Annotated in this window: 15 protein-coding genes; 5 read left to right on the plus strand and 10 right to left on the minus strand. The window is 43.6% G+C overall.

The genetic code is table 11. From position 1 onward, the window contains the following. Nucleotides 1-73: 73 nt before the first annotated feature. On the minus strand, nt 74-2,185 hold the full coding sequence (locus MHB69_RS17615; RefSeq protein WP_065214888.1) for a heterodisulfide reductase-related iron-sulfur binding cluster: 2,112 nt from the start codon (nt 2,183-2,185) through the stop codon (nt 74-76). Nucleotides 2,186-2,328: 143 nt separating this feature from the next. Between MHB69_RS17615 and cls (MHB69_RS17620) the strand changes: the two genes are divergently transcribed. From cls (MHB69_RS17620) to MHB69_RS17630, 3 genes are all read left to right on the plus strand, one after another. After that, nucleotides 2,329-3,525, plus strand: a complete 1,197-nt coding sequence (cls, locus tag MHB69_RS17620) for a cardiolipin synthase (RefSeq protein WP_144496428.1) — start codon at nt 2,329-2,331, stop codon at nt 3,523-3,525. Nucleotides 3,526-3,537: 12 nt separating this feature from the next. Next, nucleotides 3,538-4,500, plus strand: coding sequence for a UV DNA damage repair endonuclease UvsE (gene uvsE, locus MHB69_RS17625; RefSeq protein ID WP_144496429.1), 963 nt, complete (start codon nt 3,538-3,540; stop codon nt 4,498-4,500). Between the two features lie 73 nt (nt 4,501-4,573). Next, on the plus strand, nt 4,574-4,828 hold the full coding sequence (locus MHB69_RS17630) for a hypothetical protein (protein ID WP_034281244.1): 255 nt from the start codon (nt 4,574-4,576) through the stop codon (nt 4,826-4,828). Nucleotides 4,829-5,057: 229 nt separating this feature from the next. On the opposite strand, the gene MHB69_RS17635 is transcribed toward MHB69_RS17630, so the two are convergent. The 3 genes from MHB69_RS17635 to cls (MHB69_RS17645) all read right to left on the minus strand — a co-directional run bounded on the left by MHB69_RS17635 (nt 5,058) and on the right by cls (MHB69_RS17645) (nt 9,452). Beyond that, nucleotides 5,058-6,056, minus strand: coding sequence for a S66 peptidase family protein (locus MHB69_RS17635; protein WP_041115504.1), 999 nt, complete (start codon nt 6,054-6,056; stop codon nt 5,058-5,060). A 72-nt stretch (nt 6,057-6,128) separates the two neighbouring features. After that, on the minus strand, nt 6,129-7,844 hold the full coding sequence (locus MHB69_RS17640) for an ABC transporter ATP-binding protein (RefSeq protein WP_024426361.1): 1,716 nt from the start codon (nt 7,842-7,844) through the stop codon (nt 6,129-6,131). A gap of 105 nt (nt 7,845-7,949) precedes the next feature. Continuing rightward, on the minus strand, nt 7,950-9,452 hold the full coding sequence (gene cls, locus MHB69_RS17645) for a cardiolipin synthase (RefSeq protein WP_041115905.1): 1,503 nt from the start codon (nt 9,450-9,452) through the stop codon (nt 7,950-7,952). Between the two features lie 152 nt (nt 9,453-9,604). Between cls (MHB69_RS17645) and MHB69_RS17650 the strand changes: the two genes are divergently transcribed. Further along, nucleotides 9,605-10,576, plus strand: coding sequence for a S66 peptidase family protein (locus tag MHB69_RS17650; RefSeq protein ID WP_046312915.1), 972 nt, complete (start codon nt 9,605-9,607; stop codon nt 10,574-10,576). A gap of 252 nt (nt 10,577-10,828) precedes the next feature. Here MHB69_RS17650 and argS read toward each other — a convergent pair whose 3' ends face one another. From argS to speE, 5 genes are all read right to left on the minus strand, one after another. Further along, entirely contained in the window at nt 10,829-12,502 is a 1,674-nt protein-coding gene (argS, locus tag MHB69_RS17655) for an arginine--tRNA ligase (protein WP_070326129.1), read from the minus strand. Continuing rightward, nucleotides 12,499-12,921 (minus strand): DUF1934 family protein, encoded by a 423-nt coding sequence (locus tag MHB69_RS17660; protein ID WP_003215400.1) that lies wholly within the window; start codon nt 12,919-12,921, stop codon nt 12,499-12,501. Before MHB69_RS17660 ends, argS begins: the two co-directional genes overlap by 4 nt. 124 nt (nt 12,922-13,045) lie before the next feature. Then, nucleotides 13,046-13,393, minus strand: a complete 348-nt coding sequence (locus MHB69_RS17665) for a hypothetical protein (protein ID WP_061110202.1) — start codon at nt 13,391-13,393, stop codon at nt 13,046-13,048. Between the two features lie 78 nt (nt 13,394-13,471). Continuing rightward, nucleotides 13,472-14,344: an agmatinase gene (gene speB / locus MHB69_RS17670; protein WP_061110203.1), complete on the minus strand. Its 873-nt coding sequence runs from the start codon at nt 14,342-14,344 to the stop codon at nt 13,472-13,474. Nucleotides 14,345-14,413: 69 nt separating this feature from the next. Then, complete coding sequence (speE, locus tag MHB69_RS17675) at nt 14,414-15,244, minus strand: spermidine synthase (RefSeq protein WP_025093862.1); 831 nt, start codon at nt 15,242-15,244, stop codon at nt 14,414-14,416. 224 nt (nt 15,245-15,468) lie between these two features. On the opposite strand from speE, the gene MHB69_RS17680 reads away from it, so the two are divergent. Continuing rightward, a complete protein-coding gene (locus MHB69_RS17680) occupies nt 15,469-17,538 on the plus strand; it encodes a transglycosylase domain-containing protein (RefSeq protein WP_061110204.1) in 2,070 nt (689 codons plus the stop codon). Between the two features lie 124 nt (nt 17,539-17,662). Here the strand turns inward: MHB69_RS17680 and MHB69_RS17685 are convergent, their stop codons facing one another. Beyond that, nucleotides 17,663-18,181, minus strand: a complete 519-nt coding sequence (locus tag MHB69_RS17685; RefSeq protein ID WP_024423769.1) for a YwhD family protein — start codon at nt 18,179-18,181, stop codon at nt 17,663-17,665. Between the last annotated feature and the right edge of the window lie 12 nt (nt 18,182-18,193).

Here is an 18,193-nt window from a genome sequence, read left to right on the forward strand (position 1 = left end):
ATATGATTTAGGCAGCTGATGAAACAGCGCCATGGATAAGCCGATGAACATCCTATTCATCGGCCTGTCATCTTTACGACACCTGTTTTCCAGGCTCGCCAAACACTGATTTTTCAAGAAGTTCGGCGACATCAAATGTGCCTACCTGCTCCTCTACTTCCTTCGCCTTCGTCCCATCTCCCAGCATCGTTAAGCAATAAGGACACCCTGAGCTGATGATGGACGGCTGGACCTGTAACGCCTGCTCCGTTCGTGCAGTGTTAATCCGGGTACCCGTCTCTTCTTCCATCCACATTAAGCCCCCGCCTGCACCGCAGCACATACCAGTTTCACGGTTGCGCTCCATTTCTTTCAGCGTCACACCTGGAATGGCTTTTAAAATGTCTCTTGGCGGGTCGTACACTTCGTTATATCTGCCTAGGTAGCAAGAGTCGTGGAAAGTAATCACTTCGTTCACTTCATGTACAGGTGTTATTTTCCCTTCTTTCACTAACTCTGCCAGTAATTCTGTATGATGGTATACTTCTGCCTCAAGTCCGAAGTCTGGGTATTCATTTTTAAATAAGTTATAGGCGTGTGGATCAATCGTGACGATCTTTGTGACGCCGTTTTTCTGGAATTCTTCAATGTTTTTTGCAGCAAGCTCTTGGAATAAAAATTCGTTTCCGAGTCTTCTTGGCGTATCGCCTGAGTTTTTCTCTTTATTGCCTAGGATGGCAAAGGATACTCCCGCTTCATTGAGGAGCTTTGCAAAAGCAAGTGCAATCTTTTGGCTTCGATTGTCATATGCCCCCATTGAACCAACCCAGAATAAATAATCAAAGCTTTGATCTGTTTTTTTCAACTCTTTCACTGTTGGCACATGCACATCTTCTCTCAGTTCACGCCAATTTTCTCTTTCTTTCCGGTTCAATCCCCACGGGTTCCCTTGGCGCTCAATGCTTGTCATGGCACGCTGTGCATCCGCGTCCATTTTTCCTTCGGTCAGCACAAGATATCTGCGCATATCAATAATCTTGTCGACATGTTCATTCATGACAGGGCATTGGTCTTCACAGTTTCGGCATGTCGTACATGCCCAGATCTCTTCTTCTGTAATGACCTCTCCAATAAGAGAAGGATGATATATAGAGCTGGCAGCCGACTCTTCCGCACCTGCTCCTCTCGCCTGCAGTGCCAGCTGGTTTCCTGTTGTCTGTTTGAAGGCAAGCTGCGGGACCCAAGGTGTCTTTGATGTAATAGCGGCCCCTTTATTGGTTAAATGATCTCTTAACCTTAAAATCAAATCCATCGGAGACAGCATCTTCCCTGTCCCTGTTGCCGGGCACATATTCGTGCAGCGCCCGCATTCCACACAGGCATAAAGATCGATCAGCTGAGACTGACGGAAGTCTTCAATTTTTCCTACACCGAAGGTCTCTTGTGACTCATCTTCAAAATCAATTTTTTGCAGCTTGCCTGGCGGGTCTAATCTGCTGACAAATACGTTCACAGGCCCTGCAATCAGATGGGCGTGCTTTGACTGCGGAACGTATACTAAGAATGTCAGCAAAATAAGAAGATGCACCCACCATGCGGCATAAAAAACAATCGCAGCCGCAAGAGGTGAAATTCCGCCCAGCAAGAAGGCAATACCAGAAGCGATTGGCTCAGTTGGTGATAGAGAGTGTCCATGCCAGATGATGTTCATGCCGTTCCCAAGTAAGACTGTCAGCATTAAGCCGCCAATAAATAAAAGCACTAGTCCCGATTTGAAGCCTCGTTTTAAACGGACAAGCTTTTCCACGTATCTTCTATGGAAAGCCCATACAACGGCCACTAAAATGAGAAGTGTGACCACCTCTTGGAAAAACGTAAAGACCCCGTACACCGGACCTAAAGGAAGCCCGCTGTCTGGAATAAGCCCCTTCAGAATAAAATCAAGGGCTCCGAACTGTACGAGGATAAATCCGTAGAAAAACAGCACATGAATGATGCCGCTCTTCTTGTCCTTTAACAGCTTCTTTTGCCCAAATACATTGACCCAAACACGCTCTAAGCGTTTCTTCATGTCTTGTTGAAACTCTTCTTTTTTACCAAGACGAATATACGCCGCTCGTGTTCGAATGAGATAAACAAACAAATACACAGCGTAAGCGGTCACCGCCGCAAATGCGATCAAGTTGATGATTAAAAGGCTATTCATCTTGCTCCCCCTTTCATTCCCCAAAACCCTCTTTGTTCCGTTTCCATGTTGTACCTCTATCATAAATAATGAATGAGTATTCAGTCAATATTTTTTACACGTTTGGGTACACTATTGAAATATGCAAAAAAGGAGGAAGTTTCATGATCGCATTGATCATCCTACTCGTACTCATTGCCATCGTTTTGCTCGTGATGTTAGACCTTTATATGGGAAGGAAATATTTTTCTACTCACGCATTTGAACGGTCTTTTGACCAAACAAGCGGCGATGCTGCCTTTTATCATGATGGCGAACCATTTTTCGATCAGCTGATTACCGATATACAGCAGGCCTCTTCTTCTATTCATATGATGTTCTTTATTGTAAAGAACGACAAGATTGGTCAAAGGGTCTTACAAGCATTGAAAGCCAAAGCGGAGCAAGGCGTTTCCGTCTTTTTGCTGACCGACCGATTAGGCTCCTATCCGTTTGATCAAAAGGCGATTGACATGCTAGAAAGAAGCGGCATTCAATTTTACTTTTTAAATAAGCCTCGTTTTCCTTTTTTGATTTACCGTTTAAACATGAGAAATCACCGTAAAATCACGGTGATTGATGGGAAAATTGGCTATATTGGCGGATTTAATATAGGCGATGAATATGTTGGAAAGAAAGGCCGCTTTGGCATTTGGAAGGATTATCATTTGCGGATGACTGGACAGGTTGTCGCAGATCTCCAGCATGTGTTTCTGAATGATTTGTACCGGTCGTCTGGCATTCATCAGCTGCAATATGAGGTTTTCCCTGCATTGGAACCGGGAACATTACAATGCACAACACGCGCGACTGCTGGCTTTTCTTTAGAAGCTTTATTTCTCCAAGATATTCAGCAGGCGAGGAAACAGATCATCATCTGTACGCCTTATTTTATTCCATCTTCCCCTCTTCTGAAGGCGCTGCTTGATGCACGAAAGCGGGGCGTCACAGTTGAAATCATCATTCCAATGAAAGCGGATCATCCACTTGTCAAAGAGGCTGGCTTTCATTATTTGAAGGACCTCATTGCCTCTGGATGTCTTGTTTATCGTTTTTATAAAGGGTTTTATCATTCGAAAGCCATTTTGATTGATTACAGCCGCTGTATGATCAGTACCGCGAATTTTGATAAACGAAGCTTGTTTTTAAACGAAGAAGTAGATGTAGCCATTGATGATCCCGACTTTACTGCACACGTAGAGGAAAAAATTCGGGAGCATATGGAAGTATCTGAGATCCTGACAGAAGAAACATTGTCAAAGCGCCCTCTTTTCACACGGCCGCTTGAGTGGGTTGCCGCCATGTTCTCGTATTTTTTATAAAGGAGATGACCTATGCGTTATCGATTTGGTTATGTATCCAATGCCGTCACCTTGTGGGAAGCTTCTCCTGCCAAGTCGCTGACCTTTGCAAGATACAGCAAGCTCGCTAAGGAAGAAAGAAAAGAGACTTTATTGCGAACAACAAAAGCCAATCTCGTGAATACATTAAGAACGCTTTATTTCGCCATTGCTCATGATATCCCGCTTTACCGTTTTTCAAGCTCGATCGTCCCGCTCGCGACCCATCCAGAGGTGCGCTGGGACTTTGTGACACCTTTTCACAAAGAATTTCTTGAGATCGGCAAGCTGGTGAAACGGCACGGCTTACGGGTCAGCTTTCACCCCAATCAATTTACCTTGTTTACCAGTCCAAAACCTTCGATTACAGAAAATGCCGTCATCGATATGACATACCATTATCAAATGCTTGAGGCGATGAAGCTCGATAAGGAAGGCTACATGAACATTCATGTAGGCGGGGCGTACGGCGATAAAGAATCGGCTCTTCAACGCTTTGATGAAAATATCAAACAGCTTCCGGCTCATATCAAGGCGAGAATGACACTTGAGAACGATGACAAAACATATACGTCGCTGGAAACGCTTGGTGTATGTGAAAAGCATGACATTCCGTTTGTTTTTGATTACCATCATCATGTGGCAAATAAAGATGATGATGCCGCACTCGATGACATCCTGCCAAGAATGTTCGACACTTGGACAAACACTGGCATTCCACCCAAAATCCATTTGTCTTCACCTAAATCAGAAAAAGCCATACGCAGTCATGCAGATGGAGTAGATATGAACTTTGTCTTACCGCTTTTTCAAGCATTAAAACCGTATGGTCGTGATGTAGATTTCATGATTGAAGCAAAATTAAAGGATCAAGCTCTGCTCCGTCTAGTCGAAGAGCTGTCAGCGATAAGGGGCAATCGGCGGACGGGCGGGGGAATCATTGAGTGGAAAACATAGAGAAAGGTTTACCTTTGTGCAAATGGGGGTAACAAAGCTATTGTGAGAAAGTAATTAACAGGAGGATATGAAGATGTCTCAAATCTATTCAATCCGAATCGCTGCGAAAGCGTTGAATTTACATAAGCTTATTTCTCTTTATGAAAAGTGCCAGCAGGCTCAGCATCGTTTATATGTGTATTCTAAAAAGACAATGTGCAGCATTAAGAACATCGTAGAGCTTGAAACCTTCAGGCTCACTCATTTAGAATCTGACTACTTAATTGTCGTGGAGGGGAAAAAAGCGCAAGACCTCCTACAGCCATTTGAAAAAGAGAAGGTTTCATAAAGAAGAGCAGCCGCGGGCTGCTCTTTCAGATTGGTTGACAAAGGGCTAAAATGATCTTGATTTTAGCCCTTTGTCTTCTTTTCACGTGATTGAAAACCTTTGCAGCCCTAGGAAGGACGAGTACCGGCGCGGAGCGAATTTGACATTCGTGAGCACCGGCACGCAGGCGTGACAACGAATGCGAGGGTTTGTCTACATGCTGGGAGAGCAGCCGCGGGCTGCTCTTTTGCTATATCCACTCTTTTGTTAACCAAACTTGTTTGGAAGCTGCATCCATTTTCACTTGTGCCCCTATTGGCATCGTAAGCATTGGGTGCGTATGAGCACAGTCAAAATCAGCGATAAGTGGTCTTTTTGTCTCTCCGAGTACCTCAAGTAAAATCTCATAAGGCTCTTTGCCCGTCCCTTCATCATCAAACAGCTCATGTTTTCCTAAAAGAATCCCAGAAACCCGTTCAAACACGCCATTTACTTTCAATAAAGAGAAGTTCTTTTCTACAACCGACGCGGTTTTCATACAATCTTCAATGAGAAGGATGTCTCCGTTTTGGATGGCTGGCATGAACTCACTTCCCCATATGCCGTACATCGCATTCAAGTTCCCGCCGATCAATCTGCCTTCTGCTTGTCCCTCTATGACGCACAGCCAATCATTTGGACGCTGCTTTTTATCACCCGTCTTTTCTTCCCAATTGATTCGTTCATCTGTCCAAAAAGGCGGTTTTTCAATCTGATAAGGAATGGTTTGATGGGACATCAGGATGTCCTCAAACGACTGATATGTATAAGTGACAAACGGTTCAAACTCGCCAAAAGAAGGAACAAGCGCCGGTCCGTAGAAAACAGGCAGTCCCGTTTTTTCGTAGGCCGCTAAAAGAATCGCTGTCGCATCTGAATAACCAATCATGATTTTCGGATGTTGTTTCAGCAGGTCAAAATCAAGATAAGGCAGCAAACTATTTGAATTCGTCCCGCCAATCATTGACATGATGCACGCCAAGTCCTCTCTAGCCATCAGCTCATTCAGCTCATCTGCTCGTTCTTGAATTGTACCTGAACGGTAGTAATCCTCTTTCCCTGTTAATGATCCTGGAACCACAATGAATCCTTTTTGCTCAAGCCACTTCTTCGCCCGCTCATACCTAAGAGGCGAGGTCGCTGAAGCAGGACTAGAAGGTGAAAATATACCGATCTTATCGCCCTTTTGTAATCGCCGAAGCCCCTTCATTCCATCAGATCCTTCCTACAAACGTTTTTTCTATCCTAACAAAAAAAGCCCTTTATCAAAAGGGCTTTCTTTTCAATGACCAAACTGCGCTTCATGCAGTCTGCTGTACACGCCTCCCATTTGAATAAGGTCTTGGTGGCGGCCTTGTTCTTGGATGCCTTCCTCTGTCACGACGATGATACGATCGGCGTGTTTAATTGTTGCCAGGCGGTGGGCAATGACGAGTGTTGTCCTTCCGACAGCCAGTTCGCTCAGTGCATCCTGTATAGCTTTTTCTGTTTCTGTATCAAGTGCTGATGTGGCTTCATCTAAAATAAGAATCGAAGGATTTTTTAGGAACATCCGCGCAATCGACAGACGCTGCTTTTGACCTCCCGACAGTTTGACGCCGCGCTCGCCTATGACTGTATTTAATCCTTCTGGGAAACGCTGGACGAGTTCCTCTAAATGCGCACGACGTACAGCCTCCCAAATCTCTGCATCGCTGGCTTCTAAGTTGCCGTACGCAATGTTTTCTCGAATGGTGCCTGAGAATAAAAAGACATCCTGCTGCACAATGCCGATCTGCTGTCTTAAAGAAGACAGGGTCATCGATTTTGTACTTACACCATCAATCGTAATCTCCCCTTTATCCACATCATAAAAACGTGGCAGCAAACTGCAAATCGTCGATTTCCCGGCTCCTGAAGGCCCGACAAACGCAACAGTTTCTCCTTGTTTGATCTTCAAATCGATGTCCTTTAACACATGGCTGTGCTCATCGTAGCCGAATGTCACGTTTCGATATTCAATTTCACCTTTCAGTCCGAATACATCACGAGCTCCCTCTGTATCCTTTACATCTGGCTCTGTTTCAAGTAAGTCGACATAGCTTTTAAAGCCCGCAATTCCTTTTGGATACATTTCAATCACTGTGTTGATTTTATCAATCGGTCTGAATAAGACGTTTGTAATGAGAACAAATGCGATAAATCCACCTGCCGTTAATTGCCCCTGCAGAACAAACCATGTCCCTGCTAGAAGGACAAACAGTGTCACAAGACGTGTGAGAATGTAACTGATTGAGCCGTTCACCGACATGATTTTATATGAAAGAAGCTTCGCTTTCCGAAAGCGGTTGTTGTTTTCAGCAAAACGCTTTTTCTCGAAATGTTCGTTGGCAAAAGCTTGAACAAGACGAATGCCGCCAATATTGTTTTCAACCCTTGCATGAAAGTCTCCAATGTCATTGTTCAGCTGTGTAATCGCCTGTGTCATCTTCTTATTAAAATGAAGGGCAAGCCAAATGATGACAGGCATGATCAAGAAGGTTAAGATAGCAAGCTGCCAGTTAATCATCAGCATGACAGCAAACGCGCCAAGAATCGTCATAATTGCAATAAACAAATCCTCAGGTCCGTGATGAGCCACCTCACCAATGTACATGAGGTCATTTGTCATTCGAGACATAAGCTTACCCGTTTTGTTGTTATCAAAGAACTTAAATGAGAGACGCTGAAAATGATCAAACAGCTTCTTCCTCATATCTGTTTCAATATTGATGCCAAGCATGTGCCCCCAGTACGACACAATAAACTGCATAACCGAGCTGAGTGCATAAATGATAAACAGAGCAAGTGCGGTCCAGGCAATGACCGTCCAGTTCCCTGTTGGTAATAATGTATCAATGAAGTAGTTCACGATCAGCGGGAAACCTAGCTCCATCAGTCCAACTGCGACAGCGCAAAAGAAATCTAAAAAGAACAGACCGCGATAGGGCCTGTAATAGGCGAAAAAGCGTTTTAGCATATGTAAAAGAACCTCATTTCCTCTATAATTGATAATCATTTTCAATTATAGAGGAATCCTCTTCAAAATACTAGATCAGGAAATGATTTCTTTGGCTGGAAATCCTCATAATACGCCAGAAAACAACCGGGCAAATGATTCCTTCAAACGCTCTTTTAAGCCTCTTTTATAAAAATGAACAGGGCCCATTTGCTCACATTCCTTCATATCTTCCTCATAGTGGGCCATCAATTGCTCAATTGGCTTTTTCGCAGCTGTAAAGACATTGACCTCAAAATTGAGCTGAAAGCTTCTCATATCGACATTCGCGGTACCGACAGAGGCGAGTTCTCCATCTGCGATCATCACCTTTTGATGCATGAATCCTTTCTGATAGTGATACACCTTGATGCCCTCTTTTAGAAGCTCAGAAAAATAGGATCGTGTGGCGTATTGTGTGAGAAATCCGTCATTGATCTCTGGAACCATCACCCGCACATCCACCCCTCTTGTGGCAGCGATTTTGAGCGCAGTGCGAATCGATTCGTTTGGTACAAAGTAAGGTGTGGCAATCCAGACAAATTGTTTCGCATTAGAAATGAGGGCATCATATAAATCACTCATACTTTCTTTCATATCAGGCCCAGTTGGTACAACCTGAATGACATCCTCGCCTGTCACAGAATGCGGCGTATGGTACCTCGGATCATCAATTAATACTTCATCTGATACATACTCCCAATCCAGCATAAAAACGGAGTGAAGGGTCTGAACAGCCTCACCCTTTAACATGGCATGCGTATCACGCCAAAAGCCGATCTTTTCATCCCGTCCTACGTATTCCTTGCCGACATTTAACCCGCCGACAAACCCTGTCTCTCCATCAATAATGACGATTTTCCGGTGATTTCGGAAATTGAATTTTTGATTAAAGAATCCATATTTTAAAGGTAGAAAAGGAGCGACCTTGACCCCTGCCTGCTTCAAGCGTTTAATATCTTTTCGGGAGAAGCGGATGCTGCCTGCCGCATCATATATAAAACGGACCTCTACCCCTTCTTTCACTTTTTCAATCAAAATCTCCATCATCCGGTGGCCGAGGAAATCGGATTTGAACATGTAATATTCAATATGAATGAACGATTTTGCCTTTTTTAACTCTTCAAAAATTCTGGGGAACGTCTCCTCCCCATTCTTTAAAATCTCCATATCACTATTTGTGTTCACATGCATGCCTGTTGCTTTTTCTGTGTAATGAAAAAAAGCACGCTGATTATCGGTTAAACGTGACTCATTCGGCTTACTCTCAAGCTCAGAGATTCTGCGTAATTTCTCGCGGTTATACATTCTCTTTGATTTGAATAAATGACCCTTTACATAGAGCTGCCCTGAGAACAGATAGAACATATAGCCAATGATCGGGAAAAAAATGAGCACATATATCCATAACAGCGTGTGCTGTGATGTACGGTTCTCCAGCATGAGTGAGATGATACTAAATAAAATAATGGCGATATAAATTGCTGCGTACAGCTGAACGCTCCACGCCGGCACAGTCCACCAATACACCACATATGCCCCGAATATCATAAAATATAAAAATAAAAATTCCAGTCTTCTCTTTTTCACATTCTCCGCCCTCATTCTGTCTTTTTCTCTTCCATACCCTTTGTACAGCTTGTATGAAACGCACGACCCATTCCTTTCTCCTAGCCTTTACAGACTGACGCTATTTGATCCGATATAATGGAGAAATACGTGATGGAAAGGAAGATTTGTTTATGCATACACCCCCACCTTTAAAAAAAGGCAGCCATATTCGGGTCATTGCCCCAAGCCGAAGTGCCAGCATTTTATCAAAAGAAGGAATTTCTCAAGCGAAAAAACGTCTGGAGTCTTTAGGGTTCACTGTCTCTTTTGGACAGCACGTCTTTGAATGTGACCTTCATTCCTCATCGTCTATTGAACACCGCTTGTCTGATCTGCATGAGGCGTTCAAAGATGATGAGGTCGATGGTATTTTGACAGCCATCGGAGGCTTCAACTGCAATGAGCTTTTGCCTTATATTGATTACGACTTGATCCGACAGCATCCTAAAGTCCTTTGCGGCTATAGTGACATTACAGCACTTGCAAGCGCCATTACAGCGAAATGTGATATGGTAACATATTCTGGCCCCCATTTCTCAAGCTTTCAAATGGAGCAGGGGCAGGAGGAGCAGACCGCTATGTTTCAAGCTTGCTTGATGAACGGCAGCGAACCGTTTGATGTGATTCCTTCGACAAAATGGAGTGATGACGCGTGGTATCTCGATCAAGCGAACAGGCAGTTTCATCCGACGAAATGGAACATATATCAGGAAGGAACAGCTGAAGGCACCTTGTTTGGCGGAAATCTTTGTACACTGAACTTACTGCAAGGGACATCGTTTATGCCGAATGTAAAGGATGCGATCTTATTTGTCGAGGATGATGAGCTGGTGTTCCCTGAAATGTTCGCCAGAGACCTTACCTCCCTCCTGCAGCATGCAGAAACAATCAAAGGGTTGATCATCGGGCGCTTTCAGAAGAAATCCAAGATGACAGAAAAACATTTAAGATTCATTTTAGATAAACATCCAATGCTCAAACACATCCCTGTGATTTATGATGTCGATATCGGACATACACAGCCAGTCTTCACTTTCCCGATTGGTGGAAACGTTCAGCTAGCGTGTACAAATGGAGACGTGAAGCTGCGCATTCATTCATAACGAAAGGCCAAAAAGCACCCGAATAGGCGGTGCTTTTTTCTATGCCATCATCTTTTTTGAAATTTTTTTAGAAAAAGTGATCCAACCCTCTATCCCCTTCGTTAAGTAGATGTAAAAGAAAAGAGAGGAGGCAAAAATATGTTTTCTGATGTACTTAGCCAATTATTCGATTCTATTTCTAACATAATTAATACGCTTGGATAATGTAAAAAACCCCACTCATTCAATAGAGTGGGGCTTTCTTTTATTTCATTACATCTTTTCCGGAGCCGATACACCAATTAGTTTTAATGCATTAGCAAGCGTGATTTGTGTTGCTTTCATGAGTGAAAGACGTGCTGTTGTTTTTGTTTCGTTTTCTACGTCAATGACCTTCTCGGCATTGTAGAAGCTGTGAAGGGCTGATGCAAGGTCATAAATATAGTTCGTCACGCGGTGTGGAATACGCTTTTCAGCTGCTTCTGCTACAACTTCTGGGAAGCTGCCAATGATTTTCAGAAGATCGTATTCTTTTTCCGATTGAATGTGAGAGAAATCGGCTTTTTCAAGGTTCGGTTCATAGCCTTTTTCTTCACCTTGACGCAGCATGCTGCAAATTCTCGCATGCGCATATTGTGCATAGTACACAGGGTTTTCGTTAGACGTAGAAATCGCTAAGTCTAGGTCAAAGTCCATATGTGTCGCCGCACTTCTCATCGCAAAGAAATAACGAGTCGCATCTAAGCCGACTTCTTCAATCAAGTCACGCATTGTGACGGCTTTTCCTGTACGCTTACTCATCTTCATCTTTTCACCGTTTTTGTAAAGGTGAACAAGCTGAATGATTTCGACTTCAAGCTTGTCAGCTGGATATCCAAGTGCTTGAATCGCCGCTTTCATTCGAGGGATATAGCCGTGATGGTCCGCTCCCCAAATGTTAATGAGCTGGTCAAAGCCTCTGTCCAATTTGTCTTTATGATATGCGATGTCTGGAAGCAGGTAAGTGAAGCTGCCGTCTTTTTTAATCAGCACACGGTCCTTGTCATCGCCAAAATCAGTTGAACGCAGCCACGTTGCGCCGTCTTCTTCAAAAACATAGCCTTTAGCGCGAAGTGTCTCCAGCGCTGGCTCGATTTTTCCGTTTTCATATAAAGAGGTTTCTGAATACCATACATCAAATGGGACACGGAAATTCTCAAGGTCTACACGTAATTTCTCTAATTCGTATTTCAAGCCGTATTCACGGAAGAACTTCATACGCTCTTCTTCCGGTTCATGCACGAAACGGTCGCCAAATTCATCCGCAAGTTTTTGTCCGATGCCTTTGATGTCTTCTCCTCTGTAGCCGTCTTCAGGCATTTCTTTTTCAAGACCGAGTGCCTCAAAATAACGTACTTCTACAGATAAAGCGAGGTTATTGATTTGATTTCCTGCATCGTTGATATAGTATTCACGGCTCACATCGAACCCTGCTTTATCAAGGATGTTGCAAAGGGAATCTCCTACAGCTGCTCCGCGGGCATGTCCAAGGTGAAGGTCACCTGTTGGGTTGGCTGAGACGAATTCGACTTGCACCTTTTGACCGCCACCTGTATTCGTTTCGCCATAAGCTTCTTTTGCCTCAAGGACAGCTGGAATGAGTTTTGTTAAATACTGATTGTTCATATAAAAGTTAATGAACCCTGGACCTGCGATATCCAGTTTTTCAATGGAAGCTTTCCCTTTATCAAATGCATTGACGATGTCCTCTGCGATTTGACGAGGTGCTTTTTTCGCAATGCGGGCAAGCTGCATCGCCATGTTGGTCGAGTAATCACCGTGAGTTTTGTCTTTCGGCACTTCTAAAAGGACATCTGGCACCTGGCTTTCATCGGCAAGTCCTGCTTTGACGACTGCCGCTATGATTTCTTCTTTTAACGCATCTTTGACCTGTTCTGCGATATTCATGAACGTAAATCCTCCTTATACGAAATCGATAATGTATGTAAATGCTTTTGATCTTCTCCTGTCAGCATATCGTACGTAATGTGCAGCAGCCCCTTGTCCACATCGAGATCAATACCATGTGTGTGCACATCTAGCTGAAGTGTACCGAATGGCATCGTGTAATGTGTGACGGTTGTTTCTCCAATGAGAAAGCGCTGCTTCATTTGAATAGCCCCTGATCTCATCACAAAAATTTCTTTTTCACTCATTTTCACAACGGTTTTTACTTGACCCATTTCATGTTCTTCATGGTAAGTGAGATACGTTTTGTCATTCTTCTCTTGGTACGTTCCAGTCGTGCGGAATTCGATCGTTTCAGCCGGCTCCGTCTCTGGTTTCATCACTGACTTTACATGAATTGAAATTTGGTTTTGTGTCATTTTGCACTTCCTTTGCTAAGACCCGTTTAACTAAAATAGTATACCATATTCACGATCGCCTATCATACCATCATTTCTCTTCTTCATGGCGATTAAACTTCGTTTTTCATCTTCAGCCTTCCCTTTAGAAAAAAAGAAAAATACAACTGACCAATATGACAAGTCCAGCCTTTACGCCTAAGTCTTTTCTTTTCATTAAGTAAAAAAGAGCCTGTATGCCTGAACTTGCCAAAAATGCCTGAAAAAAATCAAATGGTGCGATTTGATCCTTTTTAAATATCACATGCATGAATAACGCAATGGCCGTCTGATAGAAAAAGCCTCGATCGTGAAACAGCCCCAGCATCTCTTCCTTTGCTTCCTTTTTCGAAGCAAAAACAGGCGGATCAGCTGCGAGCTCTCGTTTCAGTGTGAGAAAGCCTGCCCCTAACACACATAAAGCGAGGAACACCATCAATATGGACGAAAACATGAACTGCCTCCTTTATTTTTTGACCAATGTAAAAAAAGAGCTTGTCCATATGAGATGACAAGCTCCTCTATCAACTGATTATTTCACAAACCCAAGCAGCATTTCGCGTAAAAGCTTACTCGCTGTATTCGCTGTTTGGTCTGAATGATCATATACAGGTGCTACCTCGACAAGGTCAGCCCCGACGACTTGGACGTCAGATCCTGCAATTGCATGAATGGATGCAAGCAGCTCTTTTGATGTAATACCGCCAGCATCTACCGTTCCTGTACCAGGTGCATGAGCTGGATCAAGTACATCAATGTCGATCGTCACATACACTGGACGCCCTTTTAGCTTTGGCAATACTTGCTTCAATGGCTCCAGCACTTCAAATTTAGAAATGTGCATACCCGCTTCTTTTGCCCATTCAAATTCTTCTTTCATTCCAGAACGGATGCCGAAAGAGAATACATTTTCAGCTCCAATCAGTCCTGCAGCTTTACGAATCGGTGTTGAATGTGAAAGCGGCTCCCCCTCATATTCCTCACGAAGATCCGTATGTGCGTCCATATGGATGATGGCCAAATCAGGGTATTTCTTATACATCGCACGGAAAACCGGCCAAGACACGAGATGCTCGCCGCCCATTCCTAATGGAAACTTTCCTTTTTCTAAAATGCTGTCGACATACTCTTCAATTAAATCTAAGCTCTTTTGTGCATTCCCAAAAGGAAGTGGGATGTCACCCGCATCAAAGAATGGCACCTCGTGCAGTTCACGATCTAAATAAGGGCTGTATTCCTCTAAACCGATCGATACTTCACGAATGCGGTTCGGACCGAAACGTGAACCTGGGCGGTAGCTGACTGTCCAGTCCATCGGCATGCCGTATAAAATGACCTTTGCATCTTCCCATGTCGGATGACTTCCAATAAACACTTTTCCTGAATAAGCCTCATCGAATCTCATGCAAGATTCCTCCTTTTACGCTTCAAAAAATGCGCAAACCGTCATTTGCGCATGTCCATTTCGCTTGATTTATTTGATTAAGTCGCTCACAAATTTCGGCAGAACGAATGCCGCTTTGTGCAATTCTTTTGTGTAATATTTCGTCTCAATATCAAAGAAACGGCTGTCTTCTACAGCAAGTGGATCATATTTTTTAGAACCGATGGTGAATGTCCAAAGACCGCTTGGATACGTTGGAATATTCGCTGTGTAAAGCTTCGTAATTGGGAAAATTTCTTTTACATCACGCTGTACATTTGTAATCAGCTCAGGTGTGAACCAAGGGTTGTCCGTTTGTGCAACGAAAATACCGTCTTCTTTCAGTGCTTTTGCGATTCCTGCGTAAAATCCTTTAGAGAACAGGTTCACAGCTGGTCCAACTGGCTCAGTAGAGTCAACCATGATGACATCATACTCGTTGTCAGCTTCAGCAATGTGCATAAAACCGTCTCCTACTTTCACATCTACACGAGGATCGTCTAGTTTCCCAGCGATAGAAGGAAGGAATTTCTTCGAGTATTCGATGACCTTTCCGTCAATATCAACAAGTGTCGCTTTTTTCACACTTGGGTGTTTGAGGATCTCACGAATGACACCGCCGTCTCCTCCACCTACAACAAGAACATTTTCCGGGTTTGGATGAGTGAAAAGAGGAACATGTGCCACCATTTCGTGGTATACAAACTCATCTTTCTCAGACGTCATCACCATGCCGTCTAAAAACAGCATATTGCCAAACTCTTCTGTTTCTACCATTTCTAAATGCTGAAAGTCTGTTTGTTCTGTGTGAAGGGTTTTGTTCACCTTCAATGTAATACCAAAATTCTTCGTTTGCTTCTCTGTATACCAAAGTTCGCTCATTGTTCATCTTCCTCTCATCCAATAATAAACAAACATCTATTGTTAGCGCCTTTTATCGGCTTTGACTATATCGATTGTCCAAGAAAAAAGTATAGTGGATTCATATCAAATTGTAAAGAACCGCATGAGTTCTCTTCATTTTTTAAAGCGCTCCAGCAATCGCTTGTTTAAAACGGTTTTCTTTGTTCCATACTGATAAAAAACCGTCAAAATGGGGGCTTTGCATGGACACAATCATGAGTAATAAAAAAATCCGCATGACCGTGAAAACGATTCGAGCCTGTTTTTTTATCGGCTTGCTCGCTTTTCTATTTGCAGGTACCGTCTTTTTGACGATTCTATTAATAGCTAAATGGCAAGGTGCCCCTTCTGTTCAAGTTCCCCAATCCACGACCATTTATGCAGCCGATGGCTCAAAGCTTGGAGAATCCAGCTTTGGAGAAAAGAGATATTGGGTGCCATTAAAGGAGATGTCTCCTCATATCAGACAGGCAGTTGTCGCTGTTGAAGATAAAACCTTTTATGAGCATCATGGCTTTGATGTGAAACGGATGGCAGGTGCTGCGGTGGCCGATATTCGTGCCATGGCTAAGGTGCAAGGTGCCAGCACGATCACCCAGCAATATGCACGAAACCTTTATTTAGATCATGATAAAACGTGGAAACGGAAGTGGAATGAAGCCTTTTACACGATTCGTTTAGAACAAAACTATACAAAAGATGAGATTTTAGAAGGATACTTGAACACCATTTATTATGGTCACGGAGCGTACGGTGTGGAAGCAGCGTCCCGTCTGTATTTCGGGAAAAAAGCAAAGAACTTAACCCTCGCTGAATCTGCCCTGCTTGCCGGTATCCCAAAGGGGCCTTCTCTCTATTCCCCTTATGTGAATGAGGAGAAAGCCAGCGCAAGAAAGAATATGATTCTGAGACAAATGCACGAGGATGGCATGATTACGAAAAAAGCAGCCGATAATGCTGCGAAAGAAAAACTGTCCTATCGCCCTTTGCAAGAGAAGCAGCTGCAAGCAAAGCAAGCCCCGTATTTTTATGACGATGTGATTCGAGAGTTGAAACAAAGTTTGGGGTTAACTGAGGAACAGATTGAAACCTATGGGCTTCATATCCAAACGACTCTCAATCCAGAATTACAGAAAATCGCAGAAAAGACACTAAAAAACGAGATGAATTCCAAATCAGAAATCCAAATCGGCTTTGCCGCCATCCATCCCCAAACAGGGCATGTACTTGCCCTCATAGGCGGGAGAGATTATGAGAAAAGTCCATTCAATCGGGTGACACAAGCAAAAAGGCAGCCCGGTTCAACCATGAAACCCCTTCTCTATTACATTGCCTTGCAAAACGGGTTTACACCCGCAACCGTCATGCGGAGTGAGGAAACGGTGTTTGAACTGGATGATCAAGGCAGCGATGCCGCTTATTCACCAAGCAATTATCACGGCTATTACGCCAATGACGGCATTACAATGCTTCAAGCTTTAGCGCTGTCTGATAATATTTACGCAGTAAAGACCCATCTATTTTTAGGAATGGAACAGCTTGTACGTGCTGGCAAGACATTTGGAATCAAGGAGAAACTAGATCAAGTACCCTCTCTTGCCCTGGGCACGTCTCCTGTGAAACCCATTGAAATGACCAATGCATACGCCATGCTGGTCAATGGCGGAAAACGCGTCAAACCAACCTTTATTACGAAAGTAACCGACGCAAAAGGCAATGTGCTTTTTGAAGAGAAACAAAAACGAGAACAAATCCTAGATGAAAAAGCAGCATTTGTCACCACCGACATGATGTCAGGCATGTTCAATGATCAATTAAACGGCTATACAAGTGTCACTGGCCGCACCATTATAAAGGACCTTACACGAACATACGGAGGAAAGTCTGGGACTACAGGCGCCGACAGCTGGATGATCGGCTTCTCTCCCCAGCTCGTCACAGGTGTATGGACAGGCTATGATAAAGGCCGCACCATTGACTCAGTCGAAGAAACGGCCTATGCGAAAAAAATATGGGCTTCCTTTATGGAATCAGCTCTCTCAAAGCAGCCAGCCTCCTCCTTCATGCCGCCTGACGGTGTCAAAGGGGTATATATCAATCCAAAAACCGGCGACCTCGCAGGTCCAGGATGTGAATCAAAGGTATTCACCTATTTTATAGAAGGTACGGAGCCGACAGGTGTCTGCTATGGTGCTGAGGACAAGGCCTCTGAGCATGAACCAGTTCAAGATCAAAAGCCAAAGAAATGGTGGGAAAAGTGGCTGAAACGTTAAAAAAGACATGAAAAACCCCGAGACCTTCATCTCGGGATTCTCCATGTCCTAGCTTTAACACCAGTTTACTCAAAAACCGGAGAGAATTGGTAGCCATCCGTCAATCTTCACAAAAATTTCACAATTATTCAGGGACAGCCAACCCTTCTTTTAATTCATCTGTTGATGCGTCCCATAGCGCTTGATTATGACCTTTTAAGAAATCAGCCAGCACCTTTTTGGATACGTCATCCATATGACTAACGACAATTTTTCGCTTCATCGATTTATCCATTAAATTCACATGCTCTGGAAGTGACTTATACCCGCGGCGGATCGAACGGTCAACGGTCATTTCACAAGCCGTCACACCTGCATAATAAGGCCCTTCTTCTCTGCGGTCAATCGTCACCCATACGAGCCAATACGGCTTTCCGTTCGGCACCTCTTCTTTTGTTTTCAAAAATTTAATTCCTTTTTCGACGGCACTTCTTGCATGCATGGCACCAATATCAATGACAGCTTCCTTTTCTTCTACATCAATGATGACTGGCGAGATATTATCAAGGCTGAGGGCGCCTGCCCCAAAGCCTCCATGTCCGTCGGTCGCATCTGTTTTTTTAATGATGTTAAAACCAATTGGTTTCTTCTTTTTACCTTCCATTCTTTAAACCTC

This window comes from Bacillus sp. FSL K6-0994 (assembly GCF_038630815.1).
Lineage (GTDB): Bacteria > Bacillota > Bacilli > Bacillales > Bacillaceae > Bacillus > Bacillus safensis.